This is a genomic window from Paeniglutamicibacter kerguelensis (genome assembly GCF_017876535.1).
Lineage (GTDB): Bacteria > Actinomycetota > Actinomycetes > Actinomycetales > Micrococcaceae > Paeniglutamicibacter > Paeniglutamicibacter kerguelensis.
Map to the genome: position 1 here is coordinate 2709448 of NZ_JAGIOF010000001.1, position 12531 is coordinate 2721978.

Consider the following 12531-nt stretch of genomic DNA (forward strand, 5'->3'; position numbering starts at 1 on the left):
TCCCTACGAGCCGGGGCGCCACGGGAGCACTTGGGCAAAGGGAAGGAGCGGTGTTGGCTCCCCCACCCAGGGAAGCCAACACCGCTCCACTTCCCCAACCCGGCTACCTGGCAAAGGCACCGGGCAAGATCGGCATTCCTATTTCACGGCGCCTGCGGTGAGCCCTGCCTTCCAGAAGCGCTGAAGGAACAGGAAGAGCAACAACAGCGGAATGATCGAAACCAGGGCACCGACAACCACCAACGACATCGGCACCTTGCCGTTGGAAGCGAACCAGGACACCAGGCCGACGGTGACCGGCTGCAGCGAGGAATCGTTGATGACCATCGCCGGCAACAGGTAGTTGTTCCAGATCTCCACGAAGTTGAACAGGAAGATCGTCACCAGGGCCGGTGTCATCATGCGCAGGCCGATGCGGAAGTAGATGCCGACTTCCCCGAGCCCGTCGAGCCGGGCCGCCTCGATGACCTCGTCCGGCACTGACTGAGCCGCAAAGACCCTGGACAGGTAGACGCCGAAGGGGCTCACGATGCTTGGCAGGATCACGGCCAGCGGGTTGTTGATCAGCCCCACTTCGGAGAACATCAGGTACAGCGGCAGGGTAAAGAGGATCTTGGGGATCAGCACCGCCGCCAGCACGACGCCGAAGACGACTTCGCGCCCGCGGAATCGGTACTTGGCCAGCGCGTAGCCTGCCATCGAGGCCAGCAGCGTGCCAACTATGGCCCCGATACCCGCATAGAAGATCGAGTTCAGGATCCAGCGCATGAAGATGCCGTCGCGGGACGAGAGCAGCTCGGCCACGTTGCTCCCCATGTGCATGCCGTTGAACCAGAATCCGGGTGCGGAGAACTGCTCGCCCATGGGCTTGGAGGCGGCGACCACCAGCCACCAAATCGGCACGAGGAAGTAGATTGCAAAGCATCCCAACACGATGGTGACAACCAGCCGGCTGGTCAGAGTCGTCTCGCGATTGTCACGTGCCTTTCGTCCCGTTCCGTTCCCGAAGTTCCGGCCGCCGCCCACGGGCTTCCCCGGCGCAGTGGCCCGCCCGTCAACGGCGTTCTCGGAATCCCTGTCGTTCCCTGCGATTAGTTGAGTGCTCATGCGTCGGAGCCTCTATTCGTGAGCTTGAAGAAGGTGATGGACAAGATGCCTACGAGCACCGCCAAGATGACGGACATGGCAGCGGCATATGGATAGTTCTGCGCGGCCGTGGCAACCTGGGCGGCCATGATCGGCGTGAAAGCGGAATCGATGGACCCGCCGGAGACGCTTTGGAGCACCTTGGGCTCGTTGTACAACTGGGCGGTTCCGATGATTGAAAAGACCGCCGTGAGGATGATTGCCGGCCGCACCATGGGAATCTTGATGTTCCAGGCAATGCGCCAGGCCGAAGCCCCGTCGATTTTTGCCGCTTCAAGTATTTCGCCGGGTATCGACTGCAGCGCGGCATAGATGATGATCATGTTGTATCCGGTCCATCCCCAGGTGACGATGTTCGCCACCGACCACAGCACCATGTCCTCGCCGAGGAACGGGATCTCGATTCCCAGCGGTTCCAACAGTGCATTGATGGGGCTGGAGGTGCCTGAATACAGGAACGACCACATGAGGGCCGCGATGACGCCCGGCACCGCGTAGGGCAGGAAGCTCGTGAGGCGGAAGAAACCCTTGGCCCGCGCGGAACGGGAGTCGATCAACAGGGCCAGGCCGGTGGACAGCCCCAGCATGACCGGCACCTGGACCACGCCGAAAAGCAAGACCCTGCCCAGGGACTCGATGAAGACCGGGTCCGCGAACGCCTTCAGGTAGTTCGCCATCGGGTCGAATGCGAGCGTGGGGGCTGTGAGGCCAAGCCCGTCGCGTTTGAGGACAAAAAGGCTGCGGTAGACGGCGAACCCCAGGGGGGCCAGGTACATCGCCGCAAAGATGACAACAAAAGGAGCAAGCAGCAAGGCCGCGGTGCGCCCCTGGCGTCCGTTGGTTTTTGCCCCGGGTTTCCGAGGCCGGGCTGTGGAAGCGACGCTCATGGGTGTTGCTGCCTTTCGAAGTTTTTGTAACGACTGAAACCCGTGGCGCCCGGCATGGGGCGCCACGGGAATCGGGTTAGTCAGCGACGTTGATGCCCTGGCTCTTCATGTTCTCAACTGTTGCGGTGTTGGCTTCGACCAATGCCTCGGCGAGTTTGCCGTTGCCTGCCCAAGCCTTGTTCAGGCCGTCATCGAGCTTCGTCGTTGTCAGCGGCATGTTCGGACCCCAGGTCCAGTCGGTGTTGACCTTCAAGGCCTCTTCCTTGAACACGTCAAAGATCTTCTGGCCCGCGAAGTACTCGTCTGCCTTGGTCAGCTGCGGCAAGTCCAGCAGGGCCTTGACGGCCGGGTACAGCGCAGCCTTTTCGATCAGGTTGCCATAGCTGTCGGCATCGGTGGAAAGGAAGTTTGCGAACTTCCAAGCCGCCTCGGGTGTTTCGCAGCCCTTGAGCACCGCAGTCGCGGACCCGCCGACGTTGCCGACCTTCGGGCTTGCCGCATCCCACTGCGGCATCGGGGCAACGGCCCACTTGCCGGCGCCGTCCGCCGCGTCGCCCTTGATGACGCCTGCCTGCCAGACCGCACCGACAAGGGTTGCGATGGAGCCGTCGCCGAGTCCCTTGAACCACGCCGGGTCATACATCGGAGCCTTCGCGATGGTTCCGGCGTCAACCAGCGACTGCCAGTACTCGGCGACCTTGTTGTTCTCCGCCGAATCGATGGAAACCTTCCAGCTATCTCCCTCAATGCCGAACCATGGGGCCCCTGCCTGCCACGACATTCCCGCGTAGTCGTAGTTCGCGTAAGGCGAGCTGATCTTGACCTTCGGGTCGGCGGCCTTCAACTTCTCTGCGGCGACCTTGTACTCGTCCCACGTGGTGGGGACTGCGATCTTGTGCTTCTCGAAGAGTGCCTTGTTGTAGTACATGGCCATGGGACCGGTGTCCACGGGGGCACCGAACACCTTGCCACCGACGGTGACGCTGTTCCAGGCGAACTCCACGTACTCGCCCTGGTTCGCGGTCGCGTACTGGGTGACGTCCTCGAGCGCTCCCTGCGCGGCAAAGCTGGTCAGGGTTTCGTAGCCGACCTGACCCAAGCAAGCGGCGTTACCGGCCTGAACGGCATTGAGCATCTTTTCGTACCCGCCACGCGAACCCGGCTGGATCTCTTCGTACTTGACGACGACGTCCGACTGGGAGGCGTTGAATGCCTTGACACTGTCCGCGTAACCCGGGGCCCAGCCCCAAAACGTCAGCTCTGCCGGCTTGGCGGCTTCGCTGCTCGACGCCGCAGGCGCCGGCGTACTCGCTGCCGGGGCCCCGCTGGAGCCGCCGCAGGCCGTCAGGGCGAGTGTCGCTGCAAGGGTACCGGCCGCGGCCAGCCCCCATCGCTTGAAGCTTTTCATGTTTCCTCCACTTGCTACCACCAGGCAATGCGTTGCCCGGTATGACTATCAAAGGCTGGGTCTACGAGGGTTTCCCCCGACACCTGAACCTGCCCGGGCACCCCCCCAAGAGTGAACTCATGTGAGCCGCGCAACATCCAGCGTGAAAACCAGAATGCCACAGCTTGTTATCGATAACAAGTATCTCGAAGCGTTTTGCCTCCACTTCGTCAATCGTGGCCAAGGAGAAGGTCCATAACATAGAGTCACTTGATACATAACATGCAATCCCGCCATCCCGACCGATGGCTGTCGGCCCGACACTAAGGACACGATGAACCAGAAACCGTCCCGCGCCCCATCCATGCGCGACGTTGCCCAGCTGGCTGGTGTATCCGCCCAGACCGTGTCCCGAGTCCTCAGCGACCACCCAAATGTCCAGCCAGCGACCCGCCAGTCCGTCAAGGAAGCGGCACGCAGCCTCGGGTACCGCCGCAACGCAACGGCCCGGGCACTTGTAACCGGGCGCAGCAACATGATCGGCGTCATCACGCTTTCAACCAGCTCCTACTCGCGCATGACCCTGATCGTAGGTATCGAGCGAGAGGCCGCTGCCCGAGGATATTCGGTCACCTTCGTTTCAATCACCAACCTCTCCGCCCGCTCACTTGAGGAAGGACTGAGCAGGCTCGTGGCCCAGGGAGTCGACGGAATCATCACCGCCATCCCCTTGCAGGACTCCACCGCGGAGGTAGACAACCTGCTCCAGGAGGTACCGTCCGTAGCCATTGACTCCCCACTGCCCGCGGGCGAACAGGCCGTCACGTTCGACCAGGCCCAGGCCGCGCGCCTTGCCGTTGAACACCTCATCTCTTGCGGGCACACCAATATCTGGCATGTTGCCGGCCCCAAGGACTGGATCGAATCCGAGACACGAATCGCGGGCTGGCGGGACGCCCTCAAGGCCGCGAACCTTCCCGTTCCCCCCGAACTCTTCGGGGACTGGAGCGCCGAATCCGGCTACCGTTCGGGACTGATCCTCGGGCGCATGCCTGAGGTCACTGCCGTTTTCGTGGCAAGCGACGAAATGGCCTTCGGCCTGATTGCAGCCGTCAAGGAACTCGGCCGCAGGGTTCCGGAAGACATCTCCGTGGTCGGCATTGACGACATTGAACTGGCCCCGTACTGCGCCCCGCCATTGACCACGGTCCGCCAGCCGCTGGAAGAAATCGGCCGCCAAGCGGTACGCCAGCTGGACGGCGAACTTTCGGAACACGGCGACACGCCAGGCTCCAGCCAAACCGGTCCAATCGTTCCGGAATTGATCCTGCGCTCAAGCACCGCCAAACGCTGAACTGAAAATTGTAGTTCTTGACCCCATTGCCAAATCTCTTGTTATCGATAACAATCGTATGACCACGGACGCCGGAACGAACAGTTCCAGTCGGCGTCGACTCCGTGGTCTGCCACTTTCTGCCTCACAGACGACGTGCAGCAGTTTCGAGCAAGAACCGAGGTATCAGAACGTGATCATCAGCGGAGCCCTTCACTACTTTCGGACCCATCCCGAACAGTGGCGAACCAGGTTGCACTGGCTCAGGCTCATGGGCTTGGATTCCGTGGAAACCTACGTTGCTTGGAACGTCCACGAACCTCGCCAAGGTGAGTTCGACTTCTCAGGAGGAGCCGACCTCGAACGGTTCATTCGATTGGCGGGCGAGGAAGGACTCAAAGTCATCTTGCGACCGGGGCCGTACATTTGCGCCGAATGGGACAACGGGGGCCTCCCTGCCTGGCTCACCGCGCAACCCGGTATCAGGGTCCGGACCCGGCAGGCAGCCTACACGGCAGCGGTAGCCGCGTTCTTCAATGAGCTGCTCCCCCGCATGGTTCCGTTGCTGGAAACACACGGCGGTCCGATTTCGATGGTCCAGGTTGAAAATGAGTACGGATCTTTTGGTTCCGACTTCGTCTACTTGGAACAGGTCCAAAAGGCCCTCGTTGAGCGAGGCATCGACGTCCCGCTTTTCACCTCGGACGGCCCCGAAGACCACATGCTCACCGGCGGCATGATCCCCGGCGTACCGGCCACCGCGAATTTCGGGTCGGGCACGGACAGGGCTTTCGCCGGTTTCCGCCGCCACCGCACCGATGACCCGCTGTTCTGCATGGAATTCTGGAACGGGTGGTTCGACCACTGGGGCGAGGAACACCATGCCCGCGACCCCAAGGAGGCCGCGCAGACACTCGATGAGATGCTTTCCGCCGGCTGGTCGGTGAACTTCTACATGGCCCACGGCGGAACAAACTTCGGCACCGGTGCGGGCGCAAACTTCGATCCCCCGCAGTCGGTGACCGTCGGCAGGTACCAACCCACCGTGACCTCCTACGATTACGATGCCCCCCTGGACGAGCGCGGCGCACCCACGCCCAAGTTCCATGCCTATCGCGAGGTGATTGCCAAGTACCGTGCTGTCCCGGAACTCGAGGAATTCACCGAGCCGCTCCTGCCGGCCACCCAATTGGTTGCGGCGGGAGCACCGGTGGGGCTGCGCGGCTACCTGGATGCCGTAGCAATCAACGGTGGCGGTATCTACGAGTCGGGGCATCCCTTGACGTTCGAAGAGCTCGGTATTTCGCACGGCGTGGTTCGCTACACCACCACCATCCCCGGTCCGCGGCAGTCATACCCCTTGACCCTCGACGGACTCAACGATCGCGCGCATCTGGTCATCGACGGGAAGATCAAGCACGTTTTCGAGCGCAACGGCCAGCAACCTTACGATTTGTCAGTTCCTGCCGAAGGGTTGGAAATCGAGCTCTTCGTTGAGTCAATGGGCAGGGTCAACTATGGACGGCTGGTTGGCGAACGCAAGGGCATCCTCGGTGCCGTGCTGCACGAGCGCCAAGAACTCCATGGCTGGAACATGACGGCATTGGAACTGCCGCAGGCTCCTTCCACCGAGCTATTGCGGCAAGCCGGATCGGTACAGTCCGGGGACGAACCCGAGGCAGCCTTCCACTCGCTGGACTTCACGGCCGCGGCCCCTGCCGATGGCTACATGGATCTCACCGGCTGGGGCAAAGGCTATGTGTGGGTCAATGGATTCTGTCTCGGACGGTTCTGGGACAGGGGTCCGCAGCTGTCGCTCTACGTTCCCGCCCCGCTCATCCAACCCGGGAAAAACCGGGTCGTGATCCTTGAGCTGGACGGAACCCGCGGGAGCGTCCCACACATCCTGCCGGTACCCAATCTCGGTTCGGGTAGCGCACCACTGGCACCGCAATAGGAAAGCATGCAATCCTGCCGGCCGTGCCCGGCTTCCGACATTGAACAGATCGAAAGCCGGGCGCGGCCATTTGGTTTCTACCGGCTTTCGGGCCATTCAAGTGCGTTCACGGCTTCGGTGATCTCCGCATGCAGGGCCCGCAGGCCGCTGCGTCTCACGACAACCTCGATCAAGCGGCGGCGAGGACCAGTGGAGCCCAGGACACGGCGAAGCCCGTCCATCTGGTCCACCGCAAGGTATTCCCAGCCGTAGGCTGCAGCGAGGGACTCGATCCGCACCCTGTGCGGGGTGCCGAAGAGCCGCTCGACGGCGTCGGCATAGCGCCCGGACTCCTCCACGGCTCCGTGCTCGAGCGTTGAAAAGATGGCCCCTCCCCCGTCGTTGAGGACGATCACGTCCATTTCCGGTTCCGGCTCGCCCAACCCCAGCAACAGCCCGCCCACGTCGTGCAGGAACGTCACGTCCCCGAGCAGCACCGTCGTCTTGAGCCCCGCGCGGGTCTGCGCGATGCCCGTGGCGGTGGCAATCGTTCCGTCGATTCCAGCCAACCCGCGGTTTGCGTACACGTGCGCCGCGGACTTGTCCGCTGGCGTGCCGCACAGGTCTGCGTCCCGGATGACGTTCGAGGAGCCGAACACCAGGTTTCCCCGGACCGTCCCCCAGACTTCCTGCGCCACCAGCGGGCCGTTGAGCCCGCCGTAGCCCTCGATGCCTTGCTGGATCGCATTCGTGGCCGAGATTGCCAGCTTTTGCCAGCTCGCCAGCCATCCCACCGGCGCGGTCCCGGCAAATGCCTCCAGCTCCGAGGCTTTGGAGATCAGCTTTTCGCGCCTCTTCCCCTCCTCAAACCACGGCGCCGGCGCAGGCGTCCACAAGGCCGTTTCAATCGATGCATTGTTCAGCAGGCGCGCCACGGGCCGGCTCAGGGTGGGGCGGCCAAAGAGAACCACCCGCTGGATGTGGGACATGTGCCGGGCCAGCAGCGTCCGGTACGGGCCGACGGCGTTCGGACCGAAACGTGCGTTTGAACTCGGCTCCGCGAACAGCGGCAGACCCAGGGCGTGGGCAAAGTCCGCGGCGACGGGTCCGGCACCGTGTCCGGCAACTACCACGGTCCGCAGTGGCGCGCCCGAGCCGGGACGTGCCCAATCAACCGATTCCGCGATGTCCACGCCAACCGGTGAGTGCGTCACGTTGGCGCCAAAGGCCGGCAGCCCGTCCTCGTCCGAGGGAACCAACGGGTCGCGGAAGGCGACGTTGATCTGCACAGGCCCCGGTGCCGCGGTACTGGAACCCCTGGCCATCTTCAGGGCCTTGGCAACCGGCACGGCAGGATCGGCGCCGGCCTCGATGTCCACGCTGGCGCGCACGTGCACACCAAAGAGATCGACCTGGTTGGTGGCCTGGTTTGCCCCGGTGCCGTGAAGTTCGGTTGGCCTGTCCGCCGAAAGCACCAGCAGCTGGGCGCCCACGTGGTTAGCTTCCATAACCGCGGGAAGCAGCTCCCCCACGCCCGTGCCGGAGGTTGTCACCACCGGCACCGGTGCTCCGCCGGCCAGGCTTAGCCCCAGTGCCGTGAATCCTGCGACCCGTTCGTCGATGCGCACGTGCAGTCGAAGCGTTCCTGCGGCCTCGGATTCGGCGAGCGCGTAGGCCAGCGGGGCGCTGCGTGAGCCCGGGCAGATCACCACGTCACGCACTCCGGCGGACTGAAGGGTTGTCACAAGTTTCCGGGCTACATCCATGGAGACGAGTTCGGGGTCGGAATTAGACGGCATGTCTTCCATCCTAATTCCGACCCCGACGTGTGCCGTGCCGTGCCGAACTGCGCCGCTGCTATTCGGAGACCGAGATGTAGCGGGTGACTACGTCGGTGGCGTAGGTGGCGGTCCCCTCGGGTCCCTTGCCCTTGCGGAACTCCTCGACGTAGTTGGTCAGTCGCCCCGTCTCCGGATTGAACAGGAGCATCGTCTTGAATACGCCCCCTTCTTCGGACGTTTCCACCCCGAAGGCTACGGCGTCCCGGCCCCAGCGGTCCTTGGTGGTTCCAAGCACCTTCATGCCGTCAATCTTGGGGATCGTTTCGAGCAGTGCGACGGATTGCGTTTGGTCGAACTTCCAATCGCTCATCATGAATCCGAGTGTTTGAACGAATCCCCATGGGCCATCCGCCACTGCCGCATTGCTGGCAATTTGCTTCTTGGTGACCTGCCCGTAGAGTTTCGCTGCCGAGCCTTCCGGACCTTTCGGGAACCAGCTCTGGAATTGTCCGGCCGACAAATTGATCGTGTCAACACTGCCAGGCTTTTGGTTTCCCTCGAACGGAACGTACTTCACCGTCTCACCGGTTGTGGAACGCGGTTCCCCCACGGTCTGGGTGATGGTGCCGGAGCCGTCGGCTTCCCTGCGTATTTGGGAGGTAGTGGGAATGGAGATCCGGTCGTCGGACTCCACTTCTGTTATCGTCATGGTTCCGCCGAGGTCTCCATCTGGGATTTGTGTCGGGGCGAATTGGACATCGAGCGGAACAAACATGGTCCCTGCTTCCCAATGTTCAACGTCCAGGTACCCCGGCATGAAGTCGGCGGCATCCGGGTGCGCTTTTACTGCGCCGGTGAGTTGTTCGACCGCTTCCGCGGTGCTCAGCGTGGCGGGCTTCACGACAGCAAGCGGCAGGGGCGATGCCACGGCCTTCGCCGCCCCATTCAGCGATGACCCCAAGGGCACTGCAACAAGCACCGCGGCGGCCGCGGCCGCCAGGCCTCCGAGCACCCAACGTCGGGTGAGTGCGGACTTGCGCTTGAACGGCACAACGTTCTCGCCTGCAGTGCGGCTCGCATCCGATCGGATCGGTTCCGAGTCAGTGGCTTCTTCAATCACTGCTGCGCTACCCCTGCCCATGGCCATGGCCATGGCCATGATCGATGCCAGGTCTCGAAGCGCCCGCTCATCCAAATTGCGTTGGGGCGATTCCGGGAACGGGTTGGACTCTCGCAGCTTCTGCTCAAGCCAAATGTCGTCTTCGAAAAGATTCTTAGGCATTCGATCCCCCGCTTCGTAGGATGTTCTTCAATGACTTGCGTGCCCGGCTAACCCTGGCCCAGGCCGCGTCCTGCGAGCAGCCAAGTGTCTTGGCCAGCTGTTCGGCGCTGGCTTCCTCCCAGTACGTTAGGTAAAGGACCTCGCGTTCGGCCTCTCGCATTTTCAGCATCGCCTCGCGCAATGCCACCGCGTGGTCCTCGGTGTTTGAGGCACCGGCCCCGTGTTGGAGCGTGACATCGAGGGCGGCGACGCGCAGCTGCCTGCGGTATTCGTTGCCTATCAGGTTCTTGCACGTGAGGTAGAGGAAGGCGAGCCCGCCCGGTTCGGCGTCCTGGAACTTGGTCCACGCAATGCGGAAGGTTTCGCTGGCGATGTCGCGCGATGTCTCATGGCTGCTCAATCGCCGTTCGGCGAATCTCAAAACCATCCAGTAATGCCGGCGGTAGAAGTCGCTGAAGCGTTCTTCCAATCCGTTCGGCGGTCTGGTCGTATGCTCCAGCAGCTTTGGGTCGGGCTGCATGGGCCTCCCTCGGTAGGTATGCGAGTAAGTCTTTCACCCTACCTATTTCCGACATCGGGAAATTCCTGACATCTTTAGCCAACTTTCCTGAAAAAACAGAAAAGCACCGTGTGTGAAAGGAAATTCCCATTCACACACGGCGCTCATGCGCCGGGTCTTGGCCCAGTGCTAGCGTCGCCCCGGCTTACCCGTGGCGTAGACCTGGACCACCGAGGGCCGGGGCCCGTAGACCTCGCCGCGCTTGGACTTGCCGGGTGTCGCCACATAGTCGGGGAAGAACGAGATCGGCTTGTCGTAGCTGCCACCCTCCCCCGGGTGCTGGACCGAAACGAACACCGACCCGTCCTTGTCGTGGATCACCGGGCCACAGGTTTCGGCTCCTGCGGGAACCGCAAGGAATTGTTCAACCTTGCCGCGTTCATTGCCTGTCAGAGTGACCTTGTGCAGGGCATCGCAGTAGCCGATGGTTCCTGGTTGCCCGTCGGTGGAGATCCACAGGTTTCCCTTCGAATCGAATGCCAGGTTGTCGGGGCAGGCGATCGGCGAGACCTTGTCCTTCGGATACCCAGCGAAGTAGGTGCTCGCATCCTTGGAAGGATCCCCGGCAACGAGCAGGATGTTCCAGGAGAACTCGATGGCTGCGGCATCGTTCTTGCGTTCGGTCAGCTCAATGACGTGCCCGTCGCGGTTCCCGGTGCGCGGGTTCGCCTCGTCGACCGCTGCCTTGCCGGCCGTGCCGCGCTGGGTGTTGTTGGTCAGCGCTATGTACAGCTTGCCCGAGACGGGGCTCGGCTCCACGTCTTCGGGCCTGTCCATCTTGGTGGCTCCGACCTTGTCCGCCGCGAGACGGGTGTAAACCAGGACTTCCTCGACGCTCATCCCCGGCACCCGGGACCGGCCGTCCAGCACCAGCGGCAGCCAGGTTCCCGTTCCGTCGAACTCGCCATCGGACGGAACCGCGCCGGCACCGTCGATCTGGCCGGCCGGGGAATCCCCGCTGAATCGTGCTACATAGAGGTCTCCGTCGGAGAGCAACCGCAGGTTGTGTTTGCGGTCCCCGCGCCGGTACTTCTCCTTGGAGATGAACTTGTACACGTAGTCGAAGCGTTCGTCGTCGCCGGAGTAGGCAACTGCCCTTCCGTCCGCTGCAATGCGGATGTTTGCGCCCTCGTGCTTGAACCGCCCGAGCGCCGTGTGCTTGACCGGGGTCGAGTCGGGGTTTTGCGGGTCGATTTCGACGATCCAGCCGAAGCGGTTGGACTCGTTTTCGAACCCCTTGTTGTGTGCCGAGAATCGCTGGTCGATGTCCTCCCAACCGCGTTCCGTGGCGGCATCCGCGATTCCGTAGCGTTTGTCCGTGGCCGAGCCCGTGCCGCGGAAGTACTGGTTGAAGTTTTCCTCACCGGATATCACGGTTCCCCACGGAGTTGTCCCGCCGGAGCAGTTGTTCAATGTTCCGAGGATTTTCCGTCCCGAGGGGTCGGCCGCGGTCTTGAGCAGTGCCGAGCCCGCTGCGGGACCGTCTACGGCGAAGGCGGTGGAAGCGGTGATGCGGCGGTTTCTTTCGCCGCCGCGGACGTACTCCCAGCGTGCACTTGCCCTCCCGCGCTTGATCTCGACGACGGAGAACCCGTGTGCGGCCATGGCGATGCGCGCGGCTTCGGCCTTGTTGGCGGCGAACCATTCCGGGTCGAACATGAGGTCTTCATTTGTGTATTCATGGTTTGCAACAAGCACACCGCTGCGACCTGAGTACTTGTCCACGATCAAGTTGAGGTAGTCGTTGTTGTACCCGAATTGGCCGGCTTGGGCTTTGGCGCTTTGCTTGGTGATGTCGAAGATCGGCGAATTCTTGAACAGCGGATCGCCCCACCGGATCACTGGGCTCCAGTCGTATCCTTCCGGCACGGTGAGGACATCGCTGCTGCGCGGGACCGGGGCAATCGCCTTGAACTGCAATTTGCCGCCGTTTCCGGGAGCCGCGGCCAATTGGGCGTTCGCCGACGGGGCCCGCAGCATCTCTCCTCCGATGACCAACGCGGCCGAAGCCACGGCGCCGAGGCCCAGCACGGAACGGCGGCTCAATGCGGCATCCGCAATGTCTCGGAAGTACTCGTTGTCGCTGGTGTTGCAGACGTCCTTGGCGCACGCATTGCCGCACTTGAACTGGCAGGTCGCCGCGTTTCGGTTGCCCCGGGTGTGGCCAATCATGGGCAGGAGGGTTCGGTTCTGGATCATCGTTGTCCCCATAAATGAAGT

9 protein-coding genes are annotated in these 12531 nt (G+C 62.6%); 2 read left to right on the forward strand and 7 right to left on the reverse strand.

From position 1 onward, the window contains the following. Positions 1-138: 138 nt before the first annotated feature. The 3 genes from JOF47_RS12445 to JOF47_RS12455 form a co-directional block, all read right to left on the reverse strand. Complete coding sequence (locus tag JOF47_RS12445; protein WP_209998761.1) at positions 139-1107, reverse strand: carbohydrate ABC transporter permease; 969 nt, start codon at positions 1105-1107, stop codon at positions 139-141. Beyond that, entirely contained in the window at positions 1104-2033 is a 930-nt protein-coding gene (locus tag JOF47_RS12450; protein ID WP_209998763.1) for a carbohydrate ABC transporter permease, read from the reverse strand. Before JOF47_RS12450 ends, JOF47_RS12445 begins: the two co-directional genes overlap by 4 nt. A gap of 76 nt (positions 2034-2109) precedes the next feature. Further along, on the reverse strand, positions 2110-3441 hold the full coding sequence (locus JOF47_RS12455; protein WP_209998766.1) for an ABC transporter substrate-binding protein: 1332 nt from the start codon (positions 3439-3441) through the stop codon (positions 2110-2112). 313 nt (positions 3442-3754) lie between these two features. Between JOF47_RS12455 and JOF47_RS12460 the strand changes: the two genes are divergently transcribed. Beyond that, complete coding sequence (locus JOF47_RS12460; protein ID WP_209998768.1) at positions 3755-4774, forward strand: LacI family DNA-binding transcriptional regulator; 1020 nt, start codon at positions 3755-3757, stop codon at positions 4772-4774. A 172-nt stretch (positions 4775-4946) separates the two neighbouring features. Further along, a complete protein-coding gene (locus tag JOF47_RS12465) occupies positions 4947-6710 on the forward strand; it encodes a glycoside hydrolase family 35 protein (RefSeq protein WP_209998770.1) in 1764 nt (587 codons plus the stop codon). A gap of 77 nt (positions 6711-6787) precedes the next feature. Here the strand turns inward: JOF47_RS12465 and menD are convergent, their stop codons facing one another. The 4 genes from menD to JOF47_RS12485 form a co-directional block, all read right to left on the reverse strand. Next, positions 6788-8488, reverse strand: coding sequence for a 2-succinyl-5-enolpyruvyl-6-hydroxy-3-cyclohexene-1-carboxylic-acid synthase (gene menD / locus JOF47_RS12470; RefSeq protein WP_209998772.1), 1701 nt, complete (start codon positions 8486-8488; stop codon positions 6788-6790). Between the two features lie 58 nt (positions 8489-8546). Then, entirely contained in the window at positions 8547-9752 is a 1206-nt protein-coding gene (locus tag JOF47_RS12475) for a hypothetical protein (RefSeq protein WP_209998775.1), read from the reverse strand. Beyond that, entirely contained in the window at positions 9745-10272 is a 528-nt protein-coding gene (locus JOF47_RS12480; protein WP_209998777.1) for an RNA polymerase sigma factor, read from the reverse strand. Before JOF47_RS12480 ends, JOF47_RS12475 begins: the two co-directional genes overlap by 8 nt. Before the next feature lie 168 nt (positions 10273-10440). Further along, entirely contained in the window at positions 10441-12510 is a 2070-nt protein-coding gene (locus tag JOF47_RS12485; RefSeq protein WP_209998785.1) for a PhoX family protein, read from the reverse strand. Between the last annotated feature and the right edge of the window lie 21 nt (positions 12511-12531).

Excerpts from the sequence above, each read along its gene's own strand:
- JOF47_RS12445 (WP_209998761.1), bottom strand. The coding sequence starts at position 1,107 with ATGAGCACTCAACTAATCGCAGGGAACGACAGGGATTCCGAGAACGCC.
- JOF47_RS12450 (WP_209998763.1), bottom strand. The coding sequence starts at position 2,033 with ATGAGCGTCGCTTCCACAGCCCGGCCTCGGAAACCCGGGGCAAAAACC.
- JOF47_RS12455 (WP_209998766.1), bottom strand. The coding sequence starts at position 3,441 with ATGAAAAGCTTCAAGCGATGGGGGCTGGCCGCGGCCGGTACCCTTGCA.
- JOF47_RS12460 (WP_209998768.1), top strand. The coding sequence starts at position 3,755 with ATGAACCAGAAACCGTCCCGCGCCCCATCCATGCGCGACGTTGCCCAG.
- menD (WP_209998772.1), bottom strand. The coding sequence starts at position 8,488 with ATGCCGTCTAATTCCGACCCCGAACTCGTCTCCATGGATGTAGCCCGG.
- JOF47_RS12475 (WP_209998775.1), bottom strand. The coding sequence starts at position 9,752 with ATGCCTAAGAATCTTTTCGAAGACGACATTTGGCTTGAGCAGAAGCTG.
- JOF47_RS12480 (WP_209998777.1), bottom strand. The coding sequence starts at position 10,272 with ATGCAGCCCGACCCAAAGCTGCTGGAGCATACGACCAGACCGCCGAAC.
- JOF47_RS12485 (WP_209998785.1), bottom strand. The coding sequence starts at position 12,510 with ATGATCCAGAACCGAACCCTCCTGCCCATGATTGGCCACACCCGGGGC.